This window comes from Nocardioides renjunii, assembly GCF_034661175.1.
In the GTDB taxonomy this organism is placed as follows: domain Bacteria; phylum Actinomycetota; class Actinomycetes; order Propionibacteriales; family Nocardioidaceae; genus Nocardioides; species Nocardioides renjunii.
In genome coordinates, this window is the sequence record NZ_CP141058.1 from 539,727 (window position 1) to 566,582 (window position 26,856).

27 protein-coding genes are annotated in these 26,856 nt (G+C 72.9%); 16 read left to right on the forward strand and 11 right to left on the reverse strand.

Features of this window, described 5'->3' with window-relative positions:
- The first annotated feature begins 95 nt into the window (after positions 1–95).
- Positions 96–2,672: an ATP-dependent Clp protease ATP-binding subunit gene (locus tag SHK17_RS02500; RefSeq protein WP_172269426.1), complete on the forward strand. Its 2,577-nt coding sequence runs from the start codon at positions 96–98 to the stop codon at positions 2,670–2,672.
- A gap of 28 nt (positions 2,673–2,700) precedes the next feature.
- Here SHK17_RS02500 and SHK17_RS02505 read toward each other — a convergent pair whose 3' ends face one another.
- Entirely contained in the window at positions 2,701–3,582 is an 882-nt protein-coding gene (locus tag SHK17_RS02505; RefSeq protein WP_322920979.1) for an HhH-GPD family protein, read from the reverse strand.
- 67 nt (positions 3,583–3,649) lie between these two features.
- On the opposite strand from SHK17_RS02505, the gene SHK17_RS02510 reads away from it, so the two are divergent.
- Positions 3,650–4,480, forward strand: a complete 831-nt coding sequence (locus tag SHK17_RS02510; protein WP_322920980.1) for a hypothetical protein — start codon at positions 3,650–3,652, stop codon at positions 4,478–4,480.
- Positions 4,481–4,811: 331 nt separating this feature from the next.
- Here SHK17_RS02510 and disA read toward each other — a convergent pair whose 3' ends face one another.
- Positions 4,812–5,894: a DNA integrity scanning diadenylate cyclase DisA gene (gene disA / locus SHK17_RS02515; protein WP_322425083.1), complete on the reverse strand. Its 1,083-nt coding sequence runs from the start codon at positions 5,892–5,894 to the stop codon at positions 4,812–4,814.
- A 183-nt stretch (positions 5,895–6,077) separates the two neighbouring features.
- On the reverse strand, positions 6,078–7,472 hold the full coding sequence (radA, locus tag SHK17_RS02520; RefSeq protein ID WP_172269432.1) for a DNA repair protein RadA: 1,395 nt from the start codon (positions 7,470–7,472) through the stop codon (positions 6,078–6,080).
- 528 nt (positions 7,473–8,000) lie between these two features.
- Between radA and SHK17_RS02525 the strand changes: the two genes are divergently transcribed.
- Positions 8,001–9,077: a LacI family DNA-binding transcriptional regulator gene (locus SHK17_RS02525; RefSeq protein ID WP_172269434.1), complete on the forward strand. Its 1,077-nt coding sequence runs from the start codon at positions 8,001–8,003 to the stop codon at positions 9,075–9,077.
- Here the strand turns inward: SHK17_RS02525 and SHK17_RS02530 are convergent.
- The 4 genes from SHK17_RS02530 to SHK17_RS02545 form a co-directional block, all read right to left on the reverse strand.
- Positions 9,074–9,241: a hypothetical protein gene (locus SHK17_RS02530; RefSeq protein WP_172269436.1), complete on the reverse strand. Its 168-nt coding sequence runs from the start codon at positions 9,239–9,241 to the stop codon at positions 9,074–9,076. The two genes, SHK17_RS02525 and SHK17_RS02530, sit on opposite strands and share 4 nt — an antisense overlap.
- 113 nt (positions 9,242–9,354) lie before the next feature.
- Positions 9,355–10,038 (reverse strand): class I SAM-dependent methyltransferase, encoded by a 684-nt coding sequence (locus SHK17_RS02535; protein WP_322920981.1) that lies wholly within the window; start codon positions 10,036–10,038, stop codon positions 9,355–9,357.
- Positions 10,035–10,673 (reverse strand): VOC family protein, encoded by a 639-nt coding sequence (locus SHK17_RS02540; protein WP_172269438.1) that lies wholly within the window; start codon positions 10,671–10,673, stop codon positions 10,035–10,037. The genes SHK17_RS02535 and SHK17_RS02540 overlap by 4 nt, the downstream gene beginning before the upstream one ends.
- Positions 10,674–10,764: 91 nt before the next feature.
- A complete protein-coding gene (locus tag SHK17_RS02545; protein WP_322920982.1) occupies positions 10,765–11,541 on the reverse strand; it encodes a hypothetical protein in 777 nt (258 codons plus the stop codon).
- 45 nt (positions 11,542–11,586) lie between these two features.
- Here SHK17_RS02545 and SHK17_RS02550 point away from each other — a divergent pair, with 45 nt between their 5' ends.
- The 6 genes from SHK17_RS02550 to SHK17_RS02575 all read left to right on the forward strand — a co-directional run bounded on the left by SHK17_RS02550 (position 11,587) and on the right by SHK17_RS02575 (position 17,307).
- On the forward strand, positions 11,587–12,537 hold the full coding sequence (locus SHK17_RS02550; RefSeq protein ID WP_172269442.1) for a Ppx/GppA phosphatase family protein: 951 nt from the start codon (positions 11,587–11,589) through the stop codon (positions 12,535–12,537).
- A gap of 2 nt (positions 12,538–12,539) precedes the next feature.
- Positions 12,540–13,337, forward strand: coding sequence for a sugar phosphate isomerase/epimerase family protein (locus tag SHK17_RS02555; protein ID WP_322920983.1), 798 nt, complete (start codon positions 12,540–12,542; stop codon positions 13,335–13,337).
- Entirely contained in the window at positions 13,334–13,939 is a 606-nt protein-coding gene (locus SHK17_RS02560; RefSeq protein WP_172269446.1) for a TetR/AcrR family transcriptional regulator, read from the forward strand. The genes SHK17_RS02555 and SHK17_RS02560 overlap by 4 nt, the downstream gene beginning before the upstream one ends.
- A gap of 133 nt (positions 13,940–14,072) precedes the next feature.
- Positions 14,073–15,728: a peroxidase family protein gene (locus tag SHK17_RS02565; protein WP_322920984.1), complete on the forward strand. Its 1,656-nt coding sequence runs from the start codon at positions 14,073–14,075 to the stop codon at positions 15,726–15,728.
- A 125-nt stretch (positions 15,729–15,853) separates the two neighbouring features.
- Positions 15,854–16,573, forward strand: a complete 720-nt coding sequence (locus SHK17_RS02570) for an ABC transporter ATP-binding protein (protein WP_216652097.1) — start codon at positions 15,854–15,856, stop codon at positions 16,571–16,573.
- Positions 16,570–17,307 carry an ABC transporter permease gene (locus SHK17_RS02575; RefSeq protein ID WP_322920985.1) on the forward strand — a complete coding sequence of 246 codons (738 nt, stop codon included), beginning with the start codon at positions 16,570–16,572 and terminating at the stop codon, positions 17,305–17,307. The genes SHK17_RS02570 and SHK17_RS02575 overlap by 4 nt, the downstream gene beginning before the upstream one ends.
- Here SHK17_RS02575 and SHK17_RS02580 read toward each other — a convergent pair.
- The 3 genes from SHK17_RS02580 to SHK17_RS02590 form a co-directional block, all read right to left on the reverse strand.
- On the reverse strand, positions 17,288–17,680 hold the full coding sequence (locus SHK17_RS02580) for a hypothetical protein (protein WP_322920986.1): 393 nt from the start codon (positions 17,678–17,680) through the stop codon (positions 17,288–17,290). The genes SHK17_RS02575 and SHK17_RS02580 overlap by 20 nt on opposite strands.
- Positions 17,681–17,761: 81 nt before the next feature.
- Complete coding sequence (locus tag SHK17_RS02585; RefSeq protein ID WP_322920987.1) at positions 17,762–18,529, reverse strand: hypothetical protein; 768 nt, start codon at positions 18,527–18,529, stop codon at positions 17,762–17,764.
- Positions 18,526–19,473 (reverse strand): ABC transporter ATP-binding protein, encoded by a 948-nt coding sequence (locus SHK17_RS02590; protein ID WP_322920988.1) that lies wholly within the window; start codon positions 19,471–19,473, stop codon positions 18,526–18,528. The genes SHK17_RS02585 and SHK17_RS02590 overlap by 4 nt, the downstream gene beginning before the upstream one ends.
- Before the next feature lie 83 nt (positions 19,474–19,556).
- On the opposite strand from SHK17_RS02590, the gene SHK17_RS02595 reads away from it, so the two are divergent.
- The 7 genes from SHK17_RS02595 to SHK17_RS02625 all read left to right on the forward strand — a co-directional run bounded on the left by SHK17_RS02595 (position 19,557) and on the right by SHK17_RS02625 (position 25,401).
- Positions 19,557–20,492 (forward strand): proline dehydrogenase family protein, encoded by a 936-nt coding sequence (locus tag SHK17_RS02595; RefSeq protein ID WP_449867031.1) that lies wholly within the window; start codon positions 19,557–19,559, stop codon positions 20,490–20,492.
- A gap of 10 nt (positions 20,493–20,502) precedes the next feature.
- Positions 20,503–21,303: a pyrroline-5-carboxylate reductase gene (gene proC, locus SHK17_RS02600; RefSeq protein ID WP_322425072.1), complete on the forward strand. Its 801-nt coding sequence runs from the start codon at positions 20,503–20,505 to the stop codon at positions 21,301–21,303.
- Positions 21,304–21,331: 28 nt separating this feature from the next.
- Positions 21,332–22,513, forward strand: coding sequence for an acetoin utilization protein AcuC (locus tag SHK17_RS02605; RefSeq protein ID WP_322920989.1), 1,182 nt, complete (start codon positions 21,332–21,334; stop codon positions 22,511–22,513).
- A gap of 260 nt (positions 22,514–22,773) precedes the next feature.
- Positions 22,774–22,980, forward strand: a complete 207-nt coding sequence (locus SHK17_RS02610; protein ID WP_129454864.1) for a helix-turn-helix domain-containing protein — start codon at positions 22,774–22,776, stop codon at positions 22,978–22,980.
- 140 nt (positions 22,981–23,120) lie between these two features.
- On the forward strand, positions 23,121–23,222 hold the full coding sequence (locus SHK17_RS02615) for a 30S ribosomal protein bS22 (protein WP_008356322.1): 102 nt from the start codon (positions 23,121–23,123) through the stop codon (positions 23,220–23,222).
- A gap of 12 nt (positions 23,223–23,234) precedes the next feature.
- The gene (locus SHK17_RS02620) at positions 23,235–24,212 is read left to right on the forward strand and encodes an NAD-dependent epimerase/dehydratase family protein (RefSeq protein ID WP_322920990.1); all 978 of its coding nucleotides are present in this window, start codon (positions 23,235–23,237) and stop codon (positions 24,210–24,212) included.
- Positions 24,205–25,401, forward strand: coding sequence for a lysophospholipid acyltransferase family protein (locus SHK17_RS02625; protein WP_322920991.1), 1,197 nt, complete (start codon positions 24,205–24,207; stop codon positions 25,399–25,401). The genes SHK17_RS02620 and SHK17_RS02625 overlap by 8 nt, the downstream gene beginning before the upstream one ends.
- A gap of 39 nt (positions 25,402–25,440) precedes the next feature.
- Here the strand turns inward: SHK17_RS02625 and SHK17_RS02630 are convergent, their stop codons facing one another.
- Positions 25,441–26,814, reverse strand: coding sequence for a DUF5667 domain-containing protein (locus SHK17_RS02630; protein WP_322920992.1), 1,374 nt, complete (start codon positions 26,812–26,814; stop codon positions 25,441–25,443).
- Between the last annotated feature and the right edge of the window lie 42 nt (positions 26,815–26,856).

Here is a 26,856-nt window from a genome sequence, read left to right on the forward strand (position 1 = left end):
GGGAACACGTAGGCTGATGGCGGGCGTTGAGCCCAGTGTTCGCGTTCCCGCTCCGGCGGGAGGCAGGCGGACCACGCAGACGTAGAGGAGCGCACATGTTCGAGCGGTTCACCGACCGAGCCCGGCGAGTTGTCGTGCTGGCCCAGGAAGAGGCCCGCATGCTCTCCCACAACTACATCGGGACCGAGCACATCCTGCTCGGCCTCATCCACGAGGGCGAGGGCGTCGCTGCCAAGGCGCTGGAGTCCCTCGACATCTCCCTGGAGGCCGTGCGCGCCCAGGTCGAGGAGATCATCGGCCAGGGCCAGCAGGCTCCCTCGGGACACATCCCCTTCACGCCCCGCGCCAAGAAGGTGCTCGAGCTCTCGCTGCGCGAGGCGCTCCAGCTCGGCCACTCCTACATCGGCACCGAGCACATCCTGCTCGGCCTGATCCGGGAGGGCGAGGGTGTCGCGGCCCAGGTCCTGCAGAAGCTCGGCGCCGACCTCAACCGGGTCCGCCAGCAGGTCATCCAGCTGCTCAGCGGCTTCCAGGGCAAGGAGTCGGCCGCGGCCGGCGCCCAGACGTCCGGCTCCGGCGGCGAGGCCCCCTCGAGCTCGCTCGTCCTCGACCAGTTCGGCCAGAACCTCACCCAGGCCGCGCGCGAGGGCAAGCTCGACCCCGTCATCGGGCGCGAGCAGGAGATCGAGCGCGTCATGCAGATCCTGTCGCGCCGCACGAAGAACAACCCCGTGCTCATCGGCGAGCCGGGCGTCGGCAAGACCACGATCGTGGCCGGCCTCGCCCAGGACATCGTCCGCGGCAGCGTGCCGGAGACGCTGAAGGACAAGCAGATCTACACGCTCGACCTCGGTGCGCTGGTCGCCGGCTCTCGCTACCGCGGTGACTTCGAGGAGCGCCTCAAGAAGGTGCTCAAGGAGATCCGCACCCGCGGCGACATCGTGCTGTTCATCGACGAGATCCACACCCTCGTCGGCGCCGGCGCGGCCGAGGGCGCGATCGACGCCGCCAGCATCCTCAAGCCGATGCTGGCCCGCGGCGAGCTGCAGACCATCGGTGCCACCACGCTCGACGAGTACCGCAAGTACCTCGAGAAGGACGCCGCCCTCGAGCGCCGCTTCCAGCCCATCCAGGTGCAGGAGCCCTCGATCGCGCACACCATCGAGATGCTCAAGGGCCTGCGCGACCGCTACGAGGCGCACCACCGCGTCACCATCACCGACGAGGCCCTGGTCTCGGCGGCGACGCTGGCCGACCGCTACATCTCCGACCGGTTCCTGCCGGACAAGGCCATCGACCTCATCGACGAGGCCGGTTCGCGACTGCGCATCCGCCGGATGACCGCGCCGCCGGACCTGCGCGAGTACGACGAGAAGATCGCCGACGTCCGCCAGCGCAAGGAGGCGGCCATCGACGGCCAGGACTTCGAGGCCGCGGCCCGCCTGCGGGACGAGGAGAAGCAGCTCGCCGCCCGCCGTGGCGAGCGCGAGAAGCAGTGGCGCGCCGGTGACCTCGACGAGATCGCCGAGGTCGACGAGGAGCTGATCGCGGAGGTCCTGGCCGTCGCCACGGGCATTCCGATCGTCAAGCTCTCGGAGGAGGAGTCCACCCGTCTGCTCAAGATGGAGGACGAGCTCCACAAGCGCGTGATCGGCCAGGAGGAGGCCGTCAAGGCCCTCAGCCGTGCCATCCGTCGTACGCGTGCGGGTCTGAAGGACCCCAAGCGTCCCGGTGGCTCGTTCATCTTCGCCGGCCCCTCGGGCGTCGGGAAGACCTGGCTGTCCAAGACGCTCGCCGAGTTCCTCTTCGGCGACGAGGACGCGCTGATCCAGCTCGACATGAGCGAGTTCTCCGAGAAGCACACGGTGTCGCGCCTGTTCGGCTCGCCCCCCGGCTACGTCGGCTACGAGGAGGGCGGCCAGCTCACCGAGAAGGTGCGCCGCAAGCCGTTCTCCGTGGTGCTCTTCGACGAGGTCGAGAAGGCCCACCCCGACATCTTCAACAGCCTGTTGCAGATCCTCGAGGAGGGTCGCCTGACGGACTCGCAGGGTCGCGTCGTCGACTTCAAGAACACCGTCATCATCATGACCACCAACCTCGGCTCGCGAGACATCGCCAAGAGCGTCAACCTGGGCTTCGGCGCGGTCGGCGCCGACCCGGCGGGCTCCTACGAGCGGATGAAGAGCAAGGTGTCGGAGGAGCTCAAGCAGCACTTCCGTCCCGAGTTCCTCAACCGCGTCGACGAGATCGTCGTGTTCCCGCCGCTGTCGCAGGAGCAGATCGTGGCGATGGTCGACAACATGATCGACGCCGTCGAGCTGCGCCTGAAGGACCGCGACATGTCCCTCGAGCTCACCCAGTCCGCGAAGGACCTGCTCGCCGTGCGCGGGTTCGACCCGGTGCTCGGTGCGCGTCCGCTGCGCCGCACGGTGCAGCGCGAGATCGAGGACGTCCTGGCCGAGAAGATGCTGTTCGGCGAGGTCGGCCCGGGCCAGATCGTGCTGGTCGACGTCGAGGGCGAGGGCCCCACGGCGACGTTCACGTTCCGCGGCCAGAAGAACTCGACGGTGCCCGACATGCCGCCGCTCGAGACGGTCGTGGAGGGTCCGCTCGGCGACGGGCCGGACGACTCGGCCGGACCGACCGACATCCCCAAGGCCAACGAGGCCTGAGCCTCATGGCCTGACCCGCCTCACCAGATCACCCCGGGAGCGCCCAGCGCCCCGGGGTGACCTGCGTCAGGAGGCCGTCGGCGACGAGGCTGTCGAGGCACCGCTCGCGCTGCTCCGTCCCGGGCCAGGCCGCCTCGACCTGGGCGAGCCCGAACGAGGCGGCGTCGCGGGCCAGCGCCATGATGCGTCCGCGGCACTGCCGGTCGGTGCCGGCCCACGCCTGGCCGCGGCGGGGCGGTCCGTCGTACGCCGGGAAGCCGGCGGCACGCCAGGCGCAGACCTCCGCGACGGGGCACGCGTCGCACCGGGGCTGGCGCGCCGTGCACACGAGCGCGCCCAGCTCCATCGTGGCGACCGCCCACGTCGCCGCGGTGGCGGGGTCGTCGGGCAGCAGCGCGGTGGCGACGTCGCGCTCGGCGCGGGTGACGGCCGGCGCGGGCAGCTCGGTGCCCGAGACCGCTCGCGCCAGGACCCGGCGGACGTTGGTGTCGAGCACGACGTGCCGGCGGCCGAAGGCGAAGCTGGCGATCGCCGCGGCGGTGTAGTCGCCGACGCCCGGCAGCGTGAGCAGGTCGTCGTACGCCGCCGGGACGACGCCGTCATGGCGCTCGACGATCGCGACGGCGGCGGCGTGGAGGCGCAGGGCCCGGCGGGGGTAGCCCAGCCGGCCCCACATGCGCACCGCCTCACCCGTGGGCGCCGCGGCGAGGTCGGCCGGGGTCGGCCACCGCTCCAGCCAGGCGGCGTGGACCGGGACCACCCGGGCGACCGGGGTCTGCTGGAGCATGAGCTCGCTGACCATCACCGACCACGGCGAGGCCTCCGGCCCGCGCCACGGCAGGACCCGCGCGTGGTCGTCGTACCAGTCGAGCACGGCGTCGTGCAGGTCGCTCGGTGCGGGCGTGTCCATCGCGGCGATCGTAGGTGAGTCGGTGCGCCTCCGCCGAGACGGGCCGGTCGCTGCCTACCCTGACCCCATGCCGACGACCGTACGACCTCGTGGGCCGCTCCCGGCCCGGGTCTACTGGACCCGCCGCATCGTCGTGCTCGGCATCCCGCTCCTCCTCGTCGTGGTCATCGCCCGGCTGCTCGGCGGCTCGTCCGACGGCTCCTCCGACGGCGCGGACCGGGCCACCCAGGCAGGCGCCACGGTCCAAGAGACGGCGCCCAGCGCCGGCCCGACCGCCGGCGCCACCACCGGCACCGAGGGGAAGAAGCGCAACGGCAAGGGAGAGGGCAAGGGGAAGGGCAAGAAGCAGCGCCAGGAGGAGACGGCTCCGCCCGAGCCGGTCCTGGCCGAGCCCACCGGCCCGTGCGCCGAGTCCGACATCGTCGCCACGCCGGCGATCACCACGGCGCCCGGCGGGTCCGACATCCCCATCACGATCAACCTGCGCACGCTGGTGAGCGAGGCCTGCACCTGGCAGGCGTCGGCGCAGACGATGACCGTGACGATCACGTCGGGCGACGACTACATCTGGAGCACCCGCGAGTGCCCGGCCGCCATCCCGGTGCAGGACGTGGTGGTCCGCTCGGCCGTCGACGCCCCGGTGGTGGTGACCTGGTCGGCCAAGCGCTCGGACGAGACCTGCTCGAACCTCACCGCGTGGGCCGAGCTCGGGTTCTACCACGTGCAGGCGGCCGCCCTCGGCGGCGACGCCACCGACGTCCAGTTCGAGCTCGTCGCCCCCCAGCCGGGGGTCGTCACCCAGACCGCCGACCCCCAGCAGCAGGGTGGCGGCAAGGGGAAGAACGGCGACACCGCCCACACGCCCGGCGAGGACGGGGCGGGGAACTCCGCGGGGTGACCCTCCTCGGCGGTGGGTGAGTCACGTTCTCGTCGCCTGGGACGTGGCTCAGGCGCCGGCCGGTGAAGGTCCGGGGCGGTTCCTCGGACACGTGTGCGGGATGTGGTCGTCGTACGCCGGGCGTGGGGGCGGTTTCTCGGACACGTGTGCGGGGTGTGGTCGCCGTACGCCGGGCGTGGGGGCGGTTTCTCGGACACGTGTGCGGGGTGTGGTCGTCGTACGCCGGGCACGGGGGCGGTTTCTCGGACACGTGTGCGGGGTGTGGTCGTCGTACGCCGGGCGCGGGGGCGGTTTCTCGGACACGTGTGCGGCCCGCGCCGCCGCCCCCGCCTCAGATGTAGCGCTCGGTGATGCTCGACTCCGCGAGGCGGGACAGGCCCTCGCGGACGCTGCGGGCGCGGAGCTCGCCGACGCCCTCGACGGCCTGGAGGTCGTCGATGCCGGCGGAGAGCAGCTGCTGCAGGCCGCCGAAGTGGTCGACGAGGCGGTCGACGACGGCGGCGGGCAGGCGCGGGACCTTGGCGAGCAGCCGGTAGCCGCGGGGCGCGACGGCGGCGTCGAGGTGCTCGGCGCCGCCGAGGCCGATCGCGCGGGCGACGGCCGCGGGGTCGACGAGCTCGGTGGGGGACAGGCCCTCGAGCTCGGCGAGGTGGGACTCGGGGCCGGCGATGCGGCGGCGGGCGTGGGGGAGGTAGTCGCGGACCACGAGCTCGCGCTCGGCGTCGACGCCGGTGACCAGCTCCTCGAGCTGGAGGGAGAGGAGGCGACCGTCGGTGCCGAGCTCGAGGACGTAGTCCTCGATCTCCCGGGCGATGCGGATGACCATCTCGAGGCGCTGGGCGACCACGGCGACGTCGCGGACGGTCACCAGGTCCTCGATCTCCAGCGCAGAGAGCGTCGCGGAGACCTCGTCGAGGCGCAGCTTGTAGCGCTCGAGCGTCGCCAGCGCCTGGTTGGCGCGGGAGAGGATCTTGCCGGAGTCCTCGAGGACGTGGCGGATCTCGCCGACGTAGGCGGCGATGATCTGCATCGACTGCGAGACCGAGATGACCGGGTGCCCGGTCTGCTTGGCGACGCGCTCGGCGGTGCGGTGCCGGGTGCCGGTCTCCTCGGAGGGGATCGTGTGGTCCGGCATGAGGTGGACCGCGGCCCGGTGCACCCGCGTGATGTCCTTGTCGAGGATGATCGCGCCGTCCATCTTGGCCAGCTCACGCAGCCCGGTGGCGGTGAAGGGCACGTCGAGGGTGAAGCCGCCCGTCGCGATCGAGTCGACCGTCTTGTCGAGGCCCAGCACGATCAGGGCGCCGGTGCGGCCGCGGAGGATGCGCTCCAGGCCGTCACGCAGCGGGGTGCCGGGGGCGATGGACGCCAGGGTTGCGCGCAGCCTGAGCTGCTCGTCGACGCGCTCTGCCACCGGGTCCTCCACGTGCTCTCTCTGCGGGCGCCGCCCCCGCGCGCCATCGGGTGCAGTGTAGGGGTGAAGCAGCCCTCCCCAGTGATCCTTTGGGGTGCCCGCCCCGGCGGCCGGGCGCGAAGCCCGGATTCGGAGGGTCGGCCGGGACGCGAGGCCGGGTCGCGAGAACGGGTCGGAGCGGGCTCAGAGGGGCGGCGTGAGGTCGAGCGTCAACAGGGCCCCGAAGACGTCGTCGACCTCGATCACCTTGAGCCCGTCGACGGTGCGGTGGCTGGGGATCCCGCGCTCGCTGGCGAGCGTGCGTCCGCGCGGGACGACCGCCACCTTGAAGCCGAGGCGGGCCGCCTCGGCGATGCGCTGGGGCAGGTCGCGCACCCGGCGCAGCTCACCGGCGAGACCGATCTCGCCGATCGCGACCGCCCCGCGGGGCGCCGGCACCCCCAGGTGGGAGCTCGCCACGGCCACCGCGATGGCCAGGTCGGCGGCCGGGTCGTGGAGCTTGGCCCCGCCGACGGTCGCCACGAAGGTGTCGCTGCCGGTGATCCGCAGGCGGGCGTGGCGGGTCAGCACGGCCAGCACCATGTCGACGCGGGAGGACTCCACGCCCGAGACCGTGCGTCGTGGTCGCTCGAGCGGCGAGGGCGTGAGCAGGGCCTGCACCTCGGCCAGGAGCGGGCGACGGCCCTCCATGGTGACCGCGACGCACGTGCCGGAGACGTCCTGGGTGTGGTGCTCCACGAACAGGCCGGTCGGGTCGGTGACCGCCGAGATCCCCTCGGAGGACAGGTCGAAGCAGCCGACCTCGTCGACCGGGCCGTAGCGGTTCTTCATGGCCCGGACCATGCGGAACCGCGAGTTGCGGTCGCCCTCGAAGTGCAGGACGACGTCGACGAGGTGCTCGAGGACGCGGGGGCCGGCGATGGAGCCGTCCTTGGTGACGTGGCCGACGAGCATCGTGGTGATGTTGCGCGTCTTGGCGACGCGGATGAGCGCGGCGGCGACCTCCTTGACCTGGGTGACGCCTCCCGGCACGCCGTCGACCCCGGACGCGCCGATCGTCTGGACGGAGTCGACCACCAGCAGGGTCGGGCGGACCTCCTCGATGTGGGTCAGCACCGCCCCCAGGTCGGTCTCGGCGGCGAGGAACAGCTCGTCGTGGACCCCGCCGGTGCGGTCGGCGCGCAGGCGGACCTGGGCGGCCGACTCCTCGCCGGTGACGTAGAGGGTGCGCTGGCGGGTGCGGGCGGTCTGGGCGGCGACCTCGAGGAGCAGGGTGCTCTTGCCGACGCCGGGCTCGCCCGCCAGGAGGATGGCGGCGCCGGGGACGAGCCCGCCGCCGAGGACGCGGTCGAGCTCGGGCACGCCGCTCGAGCGGGCGACGGACTCGGTGATGGCGACCTGCCCGATCGGCACCGCCGGCGTCGACACCGGGCCGGCGGCGGCCCGCAGCGTCGGCGCCCCCGCCTCGGCGACCGAGCCCCACGCCTGGCACTCGCCGCACCGGCCGACCCACTTGCCGGTCTCCCAGCCGCACTCGGAGCAGCGGTAGGACGGACGCGCCTTGGCCTTGGTCGACATGGCCCTCACGCTAGGTCAGGGCACCGACACCCGGTCCGCGCCGCGCCACCCGACGGGCCCACCGTCACCCGTCCGGTACGGACCACCTCTCCACAGGAGGTGCCCCATCCTGTGGACGACACCCGAAACCTGTGCACAAGTCGGTCCCCGGCTGGGGATGGAGGCCCCCGGTCGGGGGACGGACCGGTGGAGGGGGAACGGGCTCCCGCGACCCCTTGCGCCGCCCGGGAACGGTCGCGTAGAACTGCACCCACGCCGACCCGCAAGGGGAGGCGGGACGACTCGGGGACGAGGATCCGTCCGGACGGGAGGCTTCGGCCGACCGGCCGCCGCGACTGGGTGACGCAGGAGCGGGGATCGTCGAGGAAGAGCCGTCGACCGGAGGTCGTCACACGATCCGGTCAACCGAAGGGCCCTTGCGACTCATACTCGCAAGGGCCCTTCACCTCTGTGGTGGGCGTGGACCCCCGGACGCCAAGGCTTATGCTGACCGCCGTTGGATCGATCAACGTGCGCGGAGGGGGATCCATGGGGCACAGCGACCGTCGGCTCGGCAGCCAGCTGCCGGTGACGCCGCCGACGCTCGCCGACGTCGCCGAGCGCGCCGGGGTCTCCCGGCAGACGGTCTCCAACGCGGTCAACAACCCCGACCTGCTGCGTCCCGACACCCTCGAGCGCGTCCGGCAGACGATCGCGGAGCTGGGCTACTCGCCCAACCGCGCCGCCCGCAACCTCCGCACCCGCACGTCCTCGCTGATCGGCCTGCGCTTCAACCCGGTCCAGGAGGGCACGGCCAACGCCGCGATGGACCGCTTCGTGCACTCCTTGGTCGAGGCCAGCGAGGAGGCGGGCTACCACGTCCTGCTGTTCCCCGGTGACGACGAGGACCCGGTCGGCGGCTACGACAACCTGCTGCGCTCCACCGCCGTCGACGCGTTCGTCGTCACCGACACCTACCTCGGCAACCCGCAGGCCGCGTGGCTGAGTCAGCAGCGCGCGCCGTTCGTGGCCTTCGGCCGCCCCTGGGACGACGAGACCGCCCGCCACGTGTGGGTCGACGTCGACGGGGCCGCCGGGATCCGCCTCGCGACGCAGCACCTCATCGACCGTGGCCACACGCGCATCGCGTGGATCGGGTGGCGCAAGGACTCCCCGATCGGCGAGGACCGCCGCTCGGGCTGGGTGTCGACGATGCACGCCAACGGCCTGTCCACCACCGGCCTCGCGTCGCGCGTGGAGGACGTCGTGCACAGCGGCGCCGAGGCTGCCGCCGTGCTCCTCGACGAGTCACGGCCGACGGCCTTCGTCTGCGCCTCCGACACGCTCGCCATGGGCGTGCTGCACACGCTCTGGATCCGCCAGCTCGCGCCCGGGCGCGACATCGGGGTCGTCGGGTTCGACGACTCGCAGGTGGCGCAGGTCTACCCCGTCGGCCTCACGTCCGTACGCCAGCCGCTCGAGGACGTGGCGGTCGAGGTCGTCCGGACGCTGCGCGCGCTGCTCTCGCACCAGCCCGTCGCCAGCCGGGGCGTCCTGCTCGAGCCGACGCTCGCCATCCGCGAGTCGAGCCAGCCGGGGGTCCCGGTCGCCGGCCGTCCCGCCTAGCTGCTGGACTTCTTGCCCGACTTCTTGCCGCCCTTCTTGCCGCCCTTCTTCCCGAGCTCGGCCTGCGCTGCCGACGACTTCCGGGGGTTGGACTTCCCCTCCTCGTCGGCCTTGGCGTTGGCCTTCCTGGCCGTCTTGCTGCCCTTGCCCTTCTCGTCCGCCACGGCTGCTCCTCACGCTCGGGTGGGTCGGCGCGGCCGCCGGCCTCGACCGCGACGTACCCCCTGTGCCCGGTTCGATGTCGTCGCCCGGGGCAGGCGCCCGGACGTCGCGTCGCTCAGAAGTGGCGCCACCACAGGTTGACCGCGTAGTCGACCGTCGTGCCGGTGTGCGAGGCCAGCGCTTCCTCGGCGGCCTCGGGCGGCAGCTCGATGCGCACCACGGACTCGAGGTCCGCCCTCGACCCGAAGGACCACCCCATGTCGATCGGGCGGCGCTGCCAGCCGCGCGTCGACCAGAACCGCTCCACCGCGTCGGGGTCCACCTCGGGGAAGCCGCGGCGGAACCACGCGCCGAAGGTGGAGCGCGTGGGGTCGTTGTCGACGACGAACGCCGTGCCCCCGCGGCGTACGACCCGATCGAGCTCGCGCAGCCCAGGCTCGCAGCCCGGGCCGAAGAAGTAGGCCCAGCGCGCGTGCGCCACGTCGACCGACGCGTCGGGCACGGGCAGCTCCTCCGCCCTGCCCGCCAGGACGCTCACGTGCGGCAAGGACCGCGTACGGCGGCGGGCGAGCGCGACCAGCGGGGGATGGGGCTCCACGCCGATGACCCGGGTCGCGGACCCGGCCCACCGGGGGAGGTGGAAGCCGCTGCCGCAGCCGACGTCGAGCAGCGTGCGTCCGGCCCAGTCGCCGATCTCGCGCATGCCGGTGGCGATGCGGTCCTCGGGGTCGGCCGCGCGGTTCTCGAGCTCGTAGAGCTCGGGGGTGTTCCAGATGTTGGGAGAGGGGCGGACCCTCACATCCTGACCAGGCCCCGGGGGGTCTGCAGCTGCACCGCGACGATGCCGGGGGTGCCGTTGGGGGCGACCCACTCGACCTTGACGTCCTCGAGCGGGGCCTCGACGGTCTCGCCAAGCCACTCGCTGACCCGCTGCGGGTCGCCGGCGATCTCGAGGCAGGCCAGCGAGAAGTCGCCGCTGGCGCCGTTGCTCGGGTGCAGCTCGGACGGCGTGAGCCACTGGATGAAGAACGGCAGCTGCGGGTCGGAGATCAGGCCGTTGACGCCGATCTGCTGCCACAGCAGCTCGGTGCCGTCGGGGCGGTGGCGGTTGCCCTTGACCGACTCGCGGCCCAGCCGCGTCTCGATGGTGGCGATGTCGGACACGGCCACGACCCAGCCCATCCAGCCGCCGCCGAGGGCGGAGCGGGCACGGACGGCCTGACCGAAGGGAGCCTTGTCGCTGGCGGGGTGGTCGAGGACCTCGACGACCTCCATGTAGGTGCCGCCGGCCAGCGGGAGGATCATGTTGCGGGTGCCGAAACGGGGGTGCACGCCACCGTCGATGAACGTCGTCCCGAGCAGCCCCCCGAGGCGCTGGGCGGTGCTGGCGAGTCCATCAGGTCCGGCGGCGAAGCTGACGTGGTCCAGGCGCATGCAGAGATTCTGAGCCTGTTCCCTCCCGGCAGCCACACCGGGGGTCAGGTCTCTTGACGTCGACAGATCGCTGTCGAAGGTCCGGCCAGCCTCAGCGCGGGTCGGCCGGGTGCAGCGCGAGGGCCGACCGGGAGCGGGTGTGCGCCACGCAGTGGCGGCTCAGCTCGGCGTACGCCTCGACGCCCATCAGCTCGACCAGCTCCGCCTCGTGGGTGACCCAGACCGGCTCCAGGGCGACGTGGGCCTCGGTGTTGCCCGAGCAGTACCAGTCGAGGTCGTGGCCGCCCGGGCCCCAGCCGCGCCGGTCGTACTCGCCGATGGACACCTCGGTGTAGGCCGTCCCGTCCTGGCGCTCGACGTTGCGGAACTGGCGACGGATCGGCAGCTGCCAGCACACGTCGGGCTTGGTCTCCAGCGGGTTGCGGCCCTGCTGCAGCGCCAGGCCGTGCAGCGCGCACCCGGCGCCGCCCGGGCCGGTGGCGGGAGCGAAGTCGACCCGGTTGTGGAACACGCACGCCTGCTGGCCGTCGACCTCGACGGTCAGCGTCTTGCGCTCGCCGTCCTCGTCGGTCTCGATCCAGTCCGACTTCCGCACCGACCGCCGCGGGTGGAGCTGCCAGTCGTCGGGGGTCAGCTGGGCGACGAAGCCGGCCACCCGTCGCTCGTCGTCCTTGTCCGCGAAGTGGGCACCCAGCGTGCAGCAGCCCACGTCGGGTGCGTCGGCGTAGATGCCCTGGCAGCCCTGCCCGAAGATGCACATGTAGGAGGACGTCAGCCAGGTCAGGTCGCACCGGAAGACCTGCGTCTCGTCGGCCGGGTCGGCGAACTCGACGAACGCGCGGGGGAAGACCAGGTCGACTTCGGGCACTCCACAACCCTAGTCGCGCACCGCAGCCCTAGTAGCGTGGCGGTCATGCGCCTGGGCGTCCTCGACATCGGATCCAACACCGGCCACCTGCTGGTGGTCGACGCGCACGGCGGCGCCGCGCCCCTCCCGGCGTCCTCGCACAAGCAGGCCCTGCGCCTGGCCGAGCACCTCGACGACGAGGGCGCGGTCACGCAGAAGGGCATCGACGCCCTCACCGACTTCTGCGCCTCGGCCACCGAGATCGCCGGCGACAAGGGCTGCGAGGAGATGCTCGGCTTCGCCACCTCGGCCGTGCGCGACGCGGTCAACTCCGACGAGGTGCTGGCCCACGTCGAGGAGCACAGCGGGGTCCGGCTCGAGGTGCTGTCGGGCGAGGACGAGGCGCGGCTGACGTTCCTGGCCGTACGCCGCTGGTTCGGGTGGTCGGCCGGGCGGCTGGTGGTCTTCGACATCGGCGGCGGCTCGCTGGAGATCGCCGGCGGCACCGACGAGGCGCCCGACGTGGCGTGGTCGCTGCCCCTCGGCGCCGCCCGCGTGGCCCGTACGGCGTTCCGCGACGGGCCGCACCGGGCCACCGAGGACGACGTCCGCGGCCTCCGCAAGCAGATCCGCGCCGAGATCGCCCGCGACGCCGGCCACCTGCTGCGAGGTGGCGTACCGGACCGCGCGGCGGCCACGTCGAAGACGTTCCGCTCGCTCGCCCGCATCTGCGGCGCCGCGCCGAGCGCCGACGGCCCGCTGGTCCCGCGCGCGCTCGAGCTGGCGACGCTCTCGGGCTGGATCCCCAAGCTGATGGCGCTCTCCCCCGAGGAGCTCGCCTCCCTGCCGGGCGTCTCGCCGAGCCGCACCCACCAGATCGTGGCGGGAGCGCTGGTGGCCGAGGCCTGCATGGACATCTTCGACCTCCCCGAGCTCGAGATCTGCCCGTGGGCGCTGCGCGAGGGCGTCATCCTCGAGCGGCTCGACCGGATCTCCGTGGTCTCGAGGCGGCGCTGATCATGACCGCCACGCCCCTGATCGGCCTCTCCACCGCCTCGGTCTACCCCGAGTCGACGGCGCACGCCTTCGGTTGGGCCGCCTCCCTGGGCTACGACGCCGTCGAGGTGATGGTCGGCATCGACGCCCTGAGCCAGCAGGTGGACGCCGTCAAGAAGCTGAGCGACCACCACCGGGTGCCGATCTGCGCCGTCCACGCCCCGTGCCTGCTCTTCACGCAGCGGGTCTGGGGCACCGACCCGTGGGTCAAGCTGGAGAAGTCGGCGGAGATGGCCCACGCGGTCGGCGCCGACGTGGTCGTCGTCCACCCGCCGTTCCGCTGGCAGAAGGACTACGCAGCCGGCTTCGTCGAGGGCATCGCGTCGCTCGAGGCCCGCACCGGCATCGCCTTCGCGGTCGAGAACATGTATCCGTGGCGGGCCTCGTCGCGGCGCGGCATGGAGATGTACCTCCCCGGCTGGGACCCCAGCGAGCAGGACTACGCCCACACCACGATCGACCTCTCCCACGCCGCCATCGCGCGCTCCGACGTCGTCGAGATGGCCCAGCGGATGGGCGAGACGCTGCGCCACGTGCACCTCACCGACGGCAGCGGCTCGGCCAAGGACGAGCACCTCGTCCCGGGCCGCGGGATCATGGGCGCCGCCGGGTTCCTCGAGCACCTCGCCGGCACCGGCTTCGCCGGCCACGTGGTGCTCGAGATCAACACCCGCCGCGCCGCCGGCCGCGCCGAGCGCGAGCTCGACCTGACCGAGTCCCTCGAGTTCGCCCGGACCCACCTCGGGGTGACCACGCCGTGACCGCGCCGGCGGCCGCCCGCGCGTCCCGCGGACGCCGACCGGGTGCGCCGGACACCCGCGCCGAGGTGCTCGCCGCCGCGCGGGCGTCGTTCGCCGAGAAGGGCTTCCGCGGCACGACCATCCGCGGGGTGGCCTCCGCCGCCGGCGTCGACCCCGCCCTCGTGCACCACTACTTCGGCACCAAGGACGACCTCTTCGTCGCCGCCCTCGAGATCCCCGTCGACCCGCGCGAGGTGCTCGCCCCCGTGGTCGCCGCCGGTCCCGACGGCGCGGGGGAGCGGCTGCTGCGCACCTTTCTCGGCGTCTGGGACGACCCGGCGATCCGGCCGGGCCTGCTCGCGATGGTCCGCTCGCTGCTCGCCGACGACGACGGCGGGCTGGTGCGCCAGGCGTTCATCCCGGTGGTGGTCGGGCCGCTGCTCGCCGAGCTGGTCCCCGACCGGCCTGAGGCGCGCATCCCCCTCGTCGCCAGCCAGGTGGTCGGCCTCATCGTCACCCGCTACGTCATCGCGCTGCCGCCGATGGCCGACATGCCCGCCGACGAGGTCGTCGCCCGCATCGGGCCGGTGCTGCAGCACTACCTGACCGGCGACCTGCCGTGACCGCCACGGCCTGACCAGTGCGGCCCGGGGCCGAGCCGCAACATCCGCAGGATTGCGGATGCGCCCGGTGCTGGCGCGGGTGGAGGGTGGGCCGACAGCTCACCGACATCCCACCGGCAGACGAGGGCACGCCATGGCACAGGGAACGGCACCCGCACCCGAGCACACCCCCGGCCACGCCTCGCGGCACGGCCGGGAGAGCTTCTACATCGAGGGCGAGGGGGTCGTCGGGTCCACCGACCCCGGGGCCGCACCACCGACCACGGCGCGGGCCAACACGACGGCCGCCCGGGGTCCGGCCCTCGCCGCCGCGCCGACCTTCCGCTTCTCGCGCCTCGGGCCGCCCGGCGTACGCCTGCCCGAGGCCACGCTGCGCAAGGTGGCCCTCGCCATGACGGGCGGCTCCGTGGTGGACGGGACGATCCCGGCCGGGTTCACCTACCTCGGCCAGTTCGTCGACCACGACCTGACCTTCGACGCCACCACCGTCGCCTTCGGCGACAGCGTCTCGCCGGCCGCGCTGCTGCAGGGGCGCTCGCCGACCCTCGACCTCGACAGCCTCTACGGCGCCGGCCCGCTCGACGGCGTCTCCGCCGACTTCTACGAGGCCGACCGCACCCGCCTCAAGGTCGGCCGGACCACGAAGATCGGCGGCGACCGGGCGCGGGTCGGCTTCGACGTGCCCCGCGTCGGCGGCCCCGGAGCCGGCCGGGGCAAGGCGGCCATCCCCGACCGCCGCAACGACGAGAACCTCGTGGTCGCGCAGACGCACGCCGCGATGATCCGCTTCCACAACCGCGTCGTCGCGGGCCTCGGCCCGGCCACCCCGCCCGCCGAGCGGTTCGAGAAGGCGCGGCGCAAGGTGGTGCTGCACTACCAGTGGATGCTGCGCACCGACTACCTTCCGAAGATCTGCGACGGCGACGTCGTCACCGACGTCTTCACCACCGGTCGCAAGGTGGTCGACCCGGGCGCCGACCCGTTGACGATGCCGACCATGCCGGTCGAGTTCTCCGTCGCGGCGTTCCGGCTCGGGCACGCCATGGTGCGCGAGGCGTACGACTGGAACGCCCGCTTCCCGGACGGCTCGGGGTCCCTCGACCTGCTGTTCTTCTTCTCCGGCACGAGCGGCGGCGTCGGCAACGGGGACCCGACGCTGCCGTCGAACTGGATCGCGGACTGGCGCCGGCTCTACCGCTTCTCGCAGGTCGGCCACGACGAGCTCAAGCCGCCGCCGGGGGAGTTCAACCTGGCCCGGCGCATCGACACCCGCCTCGTCGACCCCCTGGCGGCCCTGCCGAAGGGCTCCTTCGACGGCAGCGTCTCCGACGAGGCGACCATCCGCGCCAACCTCGCCTTCCGCAACCTGGTCCGCGCACGGATGCTCCGGCTCGCCAGCGGGCAGCAGATGGCCGAGCTGATGCGCGCGAGCGGGGTGCCGGTGACGACCCTGACGCGGGCACAGCTGCGCGACGGCGCCGGCGGGCCCGGCTCCGCGCAGCTGGACTCGCTGACCGACGCCCAGCGTGACGCCTTCCTGGCCGACACCCCGCTGTGGTTCTACGTCCTGCGCGAGGCCGAGCTCAACGACGGCCGCCTCACCGGCGTCGGCGCCCGGCTCGTGGTGGAGACGTTCCACCGGGCGATGGAGGGCAGCACCCACTCGATCGTGCGCAACCCCGCGTTCCGGCCCGACCTCGGCGAGAAGGACGGGCGCTTCCGGATGGCCGACCTGCTGCTGGTCGCGTTCGAGGGCCAGGAGGCGCTGCTGGCGCCGCTGGGGGACTGAGGACCTCTTTCCCGAGCTCGAGCGGTGAGTGAGGCAGGTTCTGGCGGGTCAGAACCTGCCTCACTCACCGCTTTGCGTTCCGGCCGGGGTTGACGCGCTTCGGCTCCCGGCGCACAATTCAACACATGATGAAAAACGTCGTCGAGGTACGCGACCTGGTCGTCGTACGCGGTGAGCGCGAGGTGCTGCCCGGCATCTCGCTGGACGTCCCGGCCGGGGTGACCGGCCTGCTCGGACCGAGCGGCTGCGGCAAGAGCACGCTGCTGCGCTGCCTCGTCGGCGCGCAGCGGGTGCGGTCGGGGACCGTCGAGGTCCTCGGCTCGCCTGCCGGCAGTGCCGACCTGCGCACCCGGATCGGGTACGTCACCCAGGCGGCGAGCGTCTACGACGACCTGACCGTGGCGGAGAACCTGTCGTTCTTCGCCCGGGTGCTCGGCGTGGACCGGTCGTCGGTGGACCGGGCGATCGAGGCCGTCTCGCTCGGCGACCACCGTGACCAGGTCGTCGGCCGGCTGTCCGGCGGTCAGCGCAGCCGGGCCGGGCTGGCCGTAGCGCTGCTCGGGGAGCCCGACCTCCTCGTGCTCGACGAGCCGACCGTCGGCCTGGACCCGGTCCTGCGCCGCGACCTCTGGGCCCTCTTCCACCGGATCGCCGACGGCGGCGCGGCGGTGCTCGTCTCCAGCCACGTGATGGACGAGGCGGAGCGGTGCCACCGCCTGCTGCTGATGCGCGAGGGGCGGATCATCGCCGACGGCTCGCCCGACGAGGTCCGCGAGCGCACCGGGGCCGCCGACGTGGAGCAGGCCTTCCTGCGCCTCGTCGAGGGACGGGAGGAGGTGGCATGACGCCGCGCGTCACGCTCGCCGTCGCCGGGCGGGTGCTCACCCAGGTCCGCCGCGACCACCGCACGCTCGCGATGCTGATGGTCGTCCCGTGCCTGCTGATCAGCCTGCTGTGGTGGATGTTCCAGGAGCTGCCCGGCGACCTCTTCGACACGTTCGGGCCGGGACTGCTGGCGATGTTCCCCTTCATCGTGATGTTCCTCGTGACGAGCGTGACCACCCTGCGCGAGCGCTCCTCCGGCACCCTCGAACGGCTCCTCACGATGCCGATGGGCAAGCTCGACTTCCTCGTCGGCTACGCCCTCGCCTTCGGCCTGCTCGCCGCGGTCCAGGCGGCGCTGGCCGTCGCGGTCAGCGTGGGCCTGCTCGGCCTCGACGTGCAGGGCCCCGTCTGGCTGCTGGGCGTCGTGGCCGTCGCCGACGCCGTCCTCGGCACGGCGCTCGGGCTGCTCGTCAGCGCGTTCGCCACGACGGAGTTCCAGGCGGTGCAGTTCATGCCGGCCTTCGTGCTGCCGCAGATCCTGCTCTGCGGGCTCTTCGTGCCGCGCGACCAGATGCCCGACGTGCTCGAGGCCGTCAGCGGCGTGCTTCCCCTGTCGTACGCCGTCGACGCCATGCAGGAGCTCGTCGGGGCCGCGGACACGGCGGAGGTCTGGCGCAACGTGGTCGTCGTGTGCTGCTTCGCGCTCGCCGCGCTCGGCCTGGGGGCGGCGACCCTCAGGCGTCGGACGCCCTGACCAGGGTGAACAGCCACGCCGCGACGCCGAAGAGGACGGCGTACATCACGGTCAGCATGACGACGTCGCCGATGGAGGCGCTCGCCCCGTCGGCGACGACCAGGCCGACGGCGACGGCACCGGCGACGAGCGTGGTGACGGCCGCGGCGGCGAGCGCGAGGGCCATCCCGCCGGCGCGGAACCGGGTGGCGACGGCGACCAGCAGGCCGACGGCCGGGGCCGCGAGGTAGACCGCGTCGCGGTCACCGTCGCCGACGATGCCGAGCGCGCCGATGCCGAGCAGCAGGAACAGGACGGTGCCGAGCGACACCGCCGCGGCCAGCCCGTAGCGGGCGCGCGGGGTGGCGGGCAGTGCGGACAGGAGAGCGGACATGGGTCCTCCTCGCGATCAAGGATCGCAGGTCGTGGTGGTGAGGTGTGGGTCGTGGAAAGACGTGGACGCAGGCCGGACGGGTCAGCGGTCGGCGTCGGTGGCCAGCAGCCGCCAGCCGCCCGCGACCAGCGCGGCCAGGCCCCAGGCGGCGAGGGTGAGGCGGGCCGAGGTGGTGGTCATGTCGTCGCGCGGGCCCTCGCCGAAGATGAGGAACAGCGCTCCGGAGCCGGGCAGGTGGGTCGCGACGTCGAGGGTCCACTCGTAGGGCAGCTGGGCCAGCAGCAGCGGGCCGACGAGCATGAGGGCGATGGCGAGGACCAGTGCGGCGGCGGTGCTGCGGGTCGCCAGGCCGAGCCCGACCCCCAGCAGCGCTCCGGACCCCAGGATGAAGCCGAGGTCGCCTGCCATCTCCAGCCCGTCCACGAGGGGTAGGCCGAGGTGCGGCACGAACGACCAGACGACCGTCGCCCCCGCGAGGACGAGGCCCACGCCGAGCAGGGTCGTGGTCGCGACGACCACCACCGTGCGCGCGGCCAGCAGGATGCCGCGGCGCGGCGTCCACTGCAGCGTCGGCACGATCCCGCCGGTCGCGTGGTCGGCCGTCGAGACGACGACGGCCATCGCGAGGATGCCGAACAGCGCGAACATCCCGGTGAACCGCGCCCCGTCCCAGGCCGTCGACCCGGGTGTGATGTCCGAGGGGTCCGCGGCCGCGTCGCTGCCGATGACGGCGCCGAAGCCCAGCACCACCACGGCGAGGACGACGGCGAAGATCCAGCTCGAGCGCACGGACCAGATGCGGGACCACTCGGCGCGACCGGTGCGCGCCAGGGCGAGGGCGGGGCTCATCGGAGGGCTCCTTCGGGTCGGGAGTCGGGTCGGGGTGCGGGCTGTGGGTCGGCCTGGGGGCCGGGGGTCGTCCCGGTGAGGGAGAGGTAGGCGTGCTCGAGCGACTGCTCGACCTCGGCGAGGTGGTGGGCCCGTACGCCGACGTGGTGGGCGAGGTCGCCGAGGTCCGGGGCGTCGATCCCGGAGACCTCGAGCTCGTCGTCGCCGGTGCGCTCGACGACGGCGTGGGCCGGCAGGTGGCGCACCAGCTCCTCGGTCGAGGGCGTGCGCACCCGGACCCGCGGCCCGCCGGCGCTGCGCAGCAGCGCGGAGGTCTCGGTGTCGGCGACCAGGCGGCCGCCGCCGATGACCACCACGCGGTCCGCGACCAGCTGCACCTCGCTCATCAGGTGGCTGGAGACCAGGACCGTGCGGCCCTCGTCGGCGAACCCGCGCAGCAGGGCGCGGATCCACCGGACCCCGTCGAGGTCGAGGCCGTTGACCGGCTCGTCGAACAGCAGCACCCCGGGGTCGCCGAGGAGCGCGCCGGCGATGCCGAGCCGCTGGCGCATGCCCAGCGAGTAGCCCTTGATCCGGCGGCGCGCCGCCGAGGCCAGGCCGACCTGCTCGAGCACCTCGTCGACCCGGGCCAGCGGGATCGCGTGGGTGCGGGCCGCGACCGCCAGGTGCGCGCGGCCGGTGCGGCCGGGGTGCATGGCGCCCGCGTCGAGGAGGGCCCCGACCTCGTGCAGCGGCGAGGCCAGGTCGGCGTACGCCCTGCCGCCGATCGTGGCGGTGCCGGACGTCGGCCGGTCCAGTCCCACCATCATCCGCATCGTGGTCGACTTGCCGGCGCCGTTGGGTCCGAGGAAGCCTGTGACGGTGCCCGGGACCACGTCGAAGGTGAGGTCGTCGACGGCGCGGATGCCGCCGTAGAGCTTGGTGAGACCGCGCGCACTGATCATGTCCACGACGCTAGGAGAACCACCGCCCGGAAGGGGTGGAGGACCTGTGAAGGTTCGGTGGAGGTCGGCGTAGCCTTGCCGCCATGTCGTTGCTCCGCCAGCCGATCCTGCTCCTCGCCCGCAGCCAGGGCGTCAAGAAGCTCGTCTCGACCATGCCCGTCTCGAGCGGCATCGTGACCAGCTACGTCCCCGGCGAGACCACCGGCCACGCCGTCGACGCCACCGCCCGGCTCGTTGACGACGGCCTGCGGGTCACCCTCGACTACCTCGGCGAGGACACCACTGACGCCGCCCAGGCCGAGGCCACAGTGGCGGCCTACAAGGAGGTGCTGGCCGACCTCACCGCCCGGGGCCTGGCCCCGCACTCGGAGGTCTCGGTCAAGCTGAGCGCCATCGGCCAGTCCCTCCCCGACAACGGCCACAAGGTGGCGCTGGAGAACGCCCGCGAGATCTGCCGCGCGGCCCGCAACGCCGGCACCACGGTGACCCTCGACATGGAGGACCACACCACCACCGACTCCACGCTCACGATCCTGCGCGAGCTCCGCAAGGACTTCCCGGAGACCGGAGCGGTGCTGCAGGCGATGCTGCACCGCACCGAGGCGGACTGCCGGGCGCTGGCCTACGAGGGCTCGCGCGTGCGGCTGTGCAAGGGCGCCTACATGGAGCCCGAGGAGGTGGCCTTCCAGGACAAGCTCGACATCGACAAGGCCTACGTCCGCTGCCTCAAGGTGCTGCTGGCCGGCCAGGGCTACCCGATGATCGCCACCCACGACCCGCGGATGGTCCAGATCGCCTCCTCGCTCGCGAGCCGCTTCGGCCGCCGCCCGGGGACCTACGAGTTCCAGATGCTCTACGGCATCCGGCCCGAGGAGCAGAAGCGCCTCGCCGCCGCCGGCGAGACGGTGCGCGTCTACATCCCCTACGGCACCGAGTGGTACGGCTACCTGATGCGCCGCCTGGCCGAGAAGCCGCAGAACCTCGCCTTCTTCGCGCGCTCCCTCGTCTCCAAGAAGTAGGTTGACCCCCGTGAGCACAGCGATCATCGGCGCCGGCGTCATGGGGGAGACCCTGCTGTCCGGGCTGGTGCGCGCCGGGCGCCGCGTCGACCAGCTGATGGTCGGGGAGAAGCGGCCCGAGCGGGCCCAGGAGCTCGAGGAGCGCTACGGCGTGGCCGTGGTCTCCAACCGCGAGGCGGCCGCCAAGGCCGACACCGTGGCGCTCGTGGTCAAGCCGCAGGACATGGGCGACGTGCTTGCCGAGATCGCCCCCGAGCTGCGGGCCGGCCAGCTGGTGGTCTCGCTGGCCGCGGGGATCACCACCGCCTTCATCGAGTCGCGCGTGCCCGAGGGCGTCGCCGTCGTCCGGGTCATGCCCAACACCCCGGCGCTCGTCGACGAGGGCATGGCCGCCATCTCGCCCGGCTCGCACTGCGACGAGGCGCACCTCGCCGAGGTCGAGTCGCTGATGGCCTCGACCGGCAGGGTGCTGCGCATCCCGGAGAAGCAGATGGACGCGGTCACCGCGATCTCCGGCTCCGGCCCGGCCTACATCTTCTTCGTCGTCGAGTCGATGATCGAGGCGGGCGTCCACCTCGGCCTGCCCCGCGCCACGGCGACGGACCTCGTCGTGCAGACCCTCGTGGGCTCGGCGGCGATGCTGCGCGAGACCGGCTCGCACCCCGTCGTGCTGCGCGAGCAGGTCACGTCCCCCGGCGGGACCACCGCCTCGGCGCTGCGCGAGCTCGAGATCCACAAGGTCCGCGCCGCCTTCCTCGCCGCGATGGAGGCCGCCCGCAACCGCTCGCGCGAGCTGGCCGAGGGATCCTGAGCGACCACGACGGGGTAACGTCCGCCACATGGAGTGCGCCGGGCCCACGTCAGTCGTCTTCGACCCGACGCTCACGGAGTACGACTTCGGTCCCACCCACCCGATGTCCCCGATCCGGGTGGACCTCACCATGCGCCTGGCCGAGGAGCTCGGCGTCCTCGACCAGATCAAACGGGTCGACGCTCCGGTCGCCACCGACGCGCAGATCGCCACGGTCCACGAGCAGGGCCTCATCGACGCCGTCACCGAGGCCGGCCGCACGCCGGGCTTCGAGGACCTGGCGCGCGGCCTCGGCACCGAGGACGACCCCGTGTTCGCGGACATGCACCTCGCCAGCGCCCACGTGGTCGGCGCCACCCTCGAGGCGTTCCGCCAGGTGTGGAGCGGCGAGTCGCTGCACTCGGTCAACATCGCCGGCGGCCTGCACCACGCGATGCCCGACCGCGCGAGCGGCTTCTGCATCTACAACGACGTGGCGGTCGGCATCACCCAGCTGCTGGCCGACGGCGCCCAGCGGGTGGCCTACGTCGACATCGACGTGCACCACGGCGACGGCGTGGAGAAGGTCTTCTGGGACGACCCGCGCGTGCTGACCATCTCCCTGCACGAGACCGGCCAGATGCTGTTCCCCGGCACCGGCTTCCCGACCGACACCGGCGGCGACGGTGCCGAGGGCAGCGTCGTCAACGTCGCGCTCCCGCCCGGCACGTCCGACGCCGGGTGGCTGCGGGCCTTCCACGCCGTGGTGCCCCCGCTGCTGCGCGAGTTCTCCCCCGACGTGCTGGTGACCCAGCACGGGTGCGACTCGCACATGAACGACCCGCTGGCCCACATGATGCTCAGCGTCGACGGCCAGCGCGCGGCCTACCTCGCCCTCCACGACCTCGCCCACGAGGTGGCCGACGGCCGCTGGGTGGTGACCGGTGGTGGCGGCTACTCCGTCGTCGACGTGGTGCCGCGGGCCTGGACGCACCTGCTCGCGATCGCGTCGGGCCGCCCGCTCGAGCCCGGGCTCGAGACCCCTCCCGGCTGGCGGGCGTACGTCGAGGGGGTGCTCGGCGCGACCGCCCCGCACCGCATGACGGACGGGCGTACGCCGGCCTACCGCGACTGGTCCGCCGGCTACGACCCGGACGCGTGGCTGGACCGGGCGATCCACGCCACCCGCACCGCGGTCTTCCCGCTGCACGGGCTCGACCCGCTGCCCTGACCACAGGCGCCGGGGCGATGTCGACACGCCCGACGCGACCTCGTGCCTCGGTCGCGGGCCCGCTCGATCTTCGCCGAGTTCGATCCACTCCGTGGGCTCGACCGGTGAACAATCAACCCGACACGCCGCCAGTCACACAAGTTTCTCTGGCGTTCCTCTTCCCCACGCGTCACGCGAGCCCTATTGTCACCGGAAGCGGCACGCCTGTGACGCCGGTGGGGAAGCCGGCGCCGTTCCGCACAGAAGGATCGGTGCACACCATGGCTGAGAACACCCCTGGCGACATGTCCGAGGCGCAGTTCCTGACCATCGCGGAGGTCGCGGCCAAGATGCGCGTCTCGAAGATGACGGTCTACCGGCTCGTCCACGGCGGCGAGCTGCCCGCCGTCCGCGTCGGCCGCTCGTTCCGGGTCACCGAGGACGACGTCAACGAGTACTTGCGCAAGAGCTTCTACAACGCCGGCTGACGCCTGCTCGTCCGCGGCCAGACGCTGGCGCGGCGCTCGATCGACGTCCACCAGACGCGATTCCACCCTCCACACCCCCGGCCGTTAGGGTGTGCAGGTCCGGCCGACGAGTGTCGGCCGCAAGGAAAGGTCTGATCCACGTGGGTTCTGTCATCAAGAAGCGGCGCAAGCGCATGGCCAAGAAGAAGCACCGCAAGCTGCTCAAGAAGACGCGCGTCCAGCGCCGCAAGCTCGGCAAGTAAGCACCTTCGCCCATGGGACGGGTCGTGCTGGTCACCGGGATCTCCCGGGACCTGGGGCGACGATTCGCGCGCGCCGCGGCCGGCGACCCGTCCATCGAGCGAGTGATCGGGGTCGACGTCGTCCCTCCCCGCGGCGACATCGGTGACGTCTCCTTCGTCCGTGCGGACATCCGCAACCCGGTCATCGCCAAGGTGCTCGCCAAGGAGGACGTCGACACCGTCGTCCACATGAGCGTGATCGCCACGCCCGGCTCGGCCGGCGGTCGCGGGACGATGAAGGAGCTCAACGTCATCGGCACCATGCAGCTGCTCGCTGCATGCCAGAAGTTGACGACCGTCGAGCGCCTGGTGGTGAAGTCGACGACCACCGTCTACGGATCGAGCCCGCGCGACCCCGCGATGTTCACCGAGGACATGGGCCCCAAGCGCCTGCCCTCCTCCGGCTACGCCAAGGACGTCTACGAGGTCGAGGGCTACGTCCGCGGCTTCGCGCGCCGCCGCTCCGACGTCGCCGTGACGATGGTCCGCGCCGCCAACGTCATCGGCCCGCACGTGTCGAGCCCGCTGACCAACTACTTCCGGCTGCCCGTCGTCCCGCGCGTGCTCGGCTTCGACCCGCGCATGCAGTTCCTCCACGAGGACGACCTGATGCGGGTGCTGCGGCACGCCGTGGTCACCGGCAGGCCCGGCACCTTCAACGTCGCCGGCGACGGCCTGCTGACGCTGACCCAGGCCGTACGACGCCTCGGCCGGCCGTCGGTCGCGATGCCGCGCTTCGCGGTCGGACGGCTCGGTGCCACCATGCGGCAGGCCCGCCTCTCGGACTTCTCACCGGAGCAGCTGGGGTTCTTGACCTACGGTCGAGGGGTGGACACCACCAGGATGCGCACGGTGCTCGGCTTCGAGCCGACCTACTCCACCGCCGAGGCCTTCGCCGACTTCTGCCGGGCGCTGTCGCCCGCGGACCTCGAAGGGGCCGGTCGTGCCTGAGGAGGCCCGCCCCCCGTCGCGCCAGGACGCCGTGGTCATCCCCATCGGCACCGGCGGACGTCCCGGGCGCGGCTCGGGCAGCGCGCGGCCGTCCTCGGCGGCCCGCAACCTCGCACCCAAGCCCCGCAACGCGCGGCCTCCCGCCAAGAAGGCGGCCACCCAGACTGCCGCAGAGCCGGACACCCAGCCTGCTGCTGAGCCTGCTGGCGAGCCGGCCGCTCCGGCTGCGTCCACCCCGACCGGCCCGGGGCCCACCCCGCCGCGTCCCCCGGTCACCGCTGCGGGGCCCACTGACGGCATCCCCGTCGGCGACTGGCTCTCCGCCCTGCAGGACGCGGCCGTCGAGGTGTTCGGCGACGACTGGGAGCGCCGCCTGGCCGAGCTGATGGCGTTCGTACGCCGTCGCCTCGAGGGCGACTACGAGATCGACGACTACGGCTTCGACCGCGAGCTCACCGAGCGCTTCTTCATGACCGCCCTGCGCCCCGTGGCGGAGAAGTGGTTCCGCCTCGAGGTCCGCGGCCTGGAGAACATCCCGGCCGAGGGCGGCGCCCTCGTGGTGTCCAACCACTCGGGCACCGTGCCCGTGGACGGCCTCATGACCATGCTCGCGGTGCACGACCACGCCCACCGCTTCCTGCGGCCCCTCGGCGCGGACCTGGTGTTCAAGCTGCCGCTGGTGAGCTCGCTGGCGCGCAAGTCGGGAGCCACCCTCGCCTGCATCGAGGACGCCGAGCGGATGCTGTCCGGCGGCGAGCTGGTGGGGGTGTGGCCCGAGGGCTTCAAGGGCATCGGCAAGCCGTTCAGCGAGCGCTACAAGCTGCAGCGCTTCGGTCGCGGGGGCTTCGTGTCCGCAGCCCTGCGCACCGGCGTACCCATCATCCCGCTCTCGGTCGTGGGCGCCGAGGAGATCTACCCGCTGGTCGGCAACGTCCCGTCGCTGGCCCGGCTGCTCGGCGTGCCCTACATCCCGATCACGCCGTTCTTCCCGTGGCTGGGTCCGCTCGGGCTGGTGCCACTGCCGTCGAAGTGGATCCTCGAGTTCGGGGAGCCGATCCGCACGGACTCCTACGACGCGACAGAGGCCGAGGACCCGATGCTCGTCTTCAACGTCACCGACCAGGTGCGCGAGACCATCCAGCACACGTTGTTCGACCTGCTCCGCGAGCGCGGCGGGGTCTTCGGCTAGACGGCGCAGGGCCAGTCAGGGCCCGTCGGCGCCGGTCGGTCAGGGCCGGTTCGGGCCGGGCAGCAGGCCGCCGGTCGCGTTGCCGAGGTTGAGGCCGGTGAGCCCGTTGAGCGTGCCGGTCACCTCGCTGATGAGGCCGCCGGTGGCGTCGTCGACGTCGGAGGTCAGGCCGCCGAGCGCGCCACCGGTGACGCCGTTGAGCTGGCTGGCGAGGTCGCCCGTGGTGCTGGTGACGGTCCCGGTGACCCCCTGCGTGAGCTCCTTGACGCCCTGGGTGGGGTCGGGCCGGGTGGTCGGCACGCTCTGGGTCGGGATGGGCGCGACGGGGGAGGGCGTCTGCGTCGGCAGCCCCGGCCGGGTGGTCGGGGCCGGTGTCGTGGGCCCGGTGGTGGGCCCGGTCGTCGCCCCGGGCGTCGGAGCGGTCGTCGGAGCGGTGGTGGTCGCGGTGCCGGGGACGTCGGTCGGCCCGGCCGGCGGGGGCCCGAGCTCCGGAGGAACCTCGAGGCCCGTGAGGTCCTGGCCCGAGACGGGCGCCGCCTCGAGGGTGGCCTCGTCGGTGTCGAGGCCGGTCAGCAGGTCGGTGGGCAGGCCGGCGCTCGTGAGCAGGAACTCCGGGGTCGTCGTGATCCCGCCCTCGCAGCCGCCGCAGGCGCTGCTCACCTCGAGGTCGAGGTCGCTGAGGGTGCGTCCGGCCGCGACGAGGTCCTCGCGGGCGCTGAGCGGCAGCTGGTCCTCGAGCTCCACGAGGCGGTCCATGCTCGTCGCGGTGAACTCGCGTGCCGCCTCGACGTCCGCCTGCACGTCGGCCTCGGCGCCACCGGCGTCGTAGGCCGTCAGGATGCTGCGGACGCCCTCGCTGGACTGCTGCGTGAAGTCCTCGAGCGTGTCGGGCACCAGCTGCTCGCGACCTCCCTCGCCGGCAGCGATCTCCTCGATCTCGTCGAGACGTGTGTCGGCCTGCGCCAGCAGGGTGCGACCACGCGCGGCGTCGTCGTCGGCGAGGCGGACCTCGGCGGACTCGATGCCGCGCTTGACGCCGTAGAGCGACTCGCCGGGCAGCGCGGTCTGGGCCGCCACCGCCATGGTGGCCGCGGCGCCGACGAGGGCCGCACCGCCGAGCGCCGCGCCGAGGCGGCGCTGGCGGGTGCGCACCGTGGCGGGCATCGCGAGGCGCGCGGGTGCGGAGGGCCGGGGGACCAGGACGGTGTCGGCCTCGGCCATCAGCCGCTCGCGCAGGGAGCTGACGAACTCTGGACGGGCGGCCACGTCGGGCACGGACCGCAGGTCCGAGACGACCCCGAGGAGGTCGGCGTAGCGCGCCGCCTCGTCATCCGTGAGCGGGGTGCCGGGTCGCCGGGAGAGGAGCGCCTCGAACTCGTCGGCACGCCGTCGCGCCGCGAAGGGGGCTGTCATCGGGATCGTCCTGTCTCACTGCTGGTGGTTCCTCCCACACAG

Bases quoted from the DNA above. Each gene is read 5' to 3' on its own strand.
- SHK17_RS02500 (WP_172269426.1), top strand. From the start codon at position 96: ATGTTCGAGCGGTTCACCGACCGAGCCCGGCGAGTTGTCGTGCTGGCC.
- SHK17_RS02505 (WP_322920979.1), bottom strand. From the start codon at position 3,582: ATGGACACGCCCGCACCGAGCGACCTGCACGACGCCGTGCTCGACTGG.
- SHK17_RS02510 (WP_322920980.1), top strand. From the start codon at position 3,650: ATGCCGACGACCGTACGACCTCGTGGGCCGCTCCCGGCCCGGGTCTAC.
- radA (WP_172269432.1), bottom strand. From the start codon at position 7,472: ATGTCGACCAAGGCCAAGGCGCGTCCGTCCTACCGCTGCTCCGAGTGC.
- SHK17_RS02525 (WP_172269434.1), top strand. From the start codon at position 8,001: ATGGGGCACAGCGACCGTCGGCTCGGCAGCCAGCTGCCGGTGACGCCG.
- SHK17_RS02540 (WP_172269438.1), bottom strand. From the start codon at position 10,673: ATGCGCCTGGACCACGTCAGCTTCGCCGCCGGACCTGATGGACTCGCC.
- SHK17_RS02550 (WP_172269442.1), top strand. From the start codon at position 11,587: ATGCGCCTGGGCGTCCTCGACATCGGATCCAACACCGGCCACCTGCTG.
- SHK17_RS02555 (WP_322920983.1), top strand. From the start codon at position 12,540: ATGACCGCCACGCCCCTGATCGGCCTCTCCACCGCCTCGGTCTACCCC.
- SHK17_RS02565 (WP_322920984.1), top strand. From the start codon at position 14,073: ATGGCACAGGGAACGGCACCCGCACCCGAGCACACCCCCGGCCACGCC.
- SHK17_RS02570 (WP_216652097.1), top strand. From the start codon at position 15,854: ATGATGAAAAACGTCGTCGAGGTACGCGACCTGGTCGTCGTACGCGGT.
- SHK17_RS02575 (WP_322920985.1), top strand. From the start codon at position 16,570: ATGACGCCGCGCGTCACGCTCGCCGTCGCCGGGCGGGTGCTCACCCAG.
- SHK17_RS02580 (WP_322920986.1), bottom strand. From the start codon at position 17,680: ATGTCCGCTCTCCTGTCCGCACTGCCCGCCACCCCGCGCGCCCGCTAC.
- SHK17_RS02585 (WP_322920987.1), bottom strand. From the start codon at position 18,529: ATGAGCCCCGCCCTCGCCCTGGCGCGCACCGGTCGCGCCGAGTGGTCC.
- SHK17_RS02590 (WP_322920988.1), bottom strand. From the start codon at position 19,473: ATGATCAGTGCGCGCGGTCTCACCAAGCTCTACGGCGGCATCCGCGCC.
- SHK17_RS02595 (WP_449867031.1), top strand. From the start codon at position 19,557: ATGTCGTTGCTCCGCCAGCCGATCCTGCTCCTCGCCCGCAGCCAGGGC.
- SHK17_RS02605 (WP_322920989.1), top strand. From the start codon at position 21,332: ATGGAGTGCGCCGGGCCCACGTCAGTCGTCTTCGACCCGACGCTCACG.
- SHK17_RS02610 (WP_129454864.1), top strand. From the start codon at position 22,774: ATGGCTGAGAACACCCCTGGCGACATGTCCGAGGCGCAGTTCCTGACC.
- SHK17_RS02620 (WP_322920990.1), top strand. From the start codon at position 23,235: ATGGGACGGGTCGTGCTGGTCACCGGGATCTCCCGGGACCTGGGGCGA.
- SHK17_RS02630 (WP_322920992.1), bottom strand. From the start codon at position 26,814: ATGACAGCCCCCTTCGCGGCGCGACGGCGTGCCGACGAGTTCGAGGCG.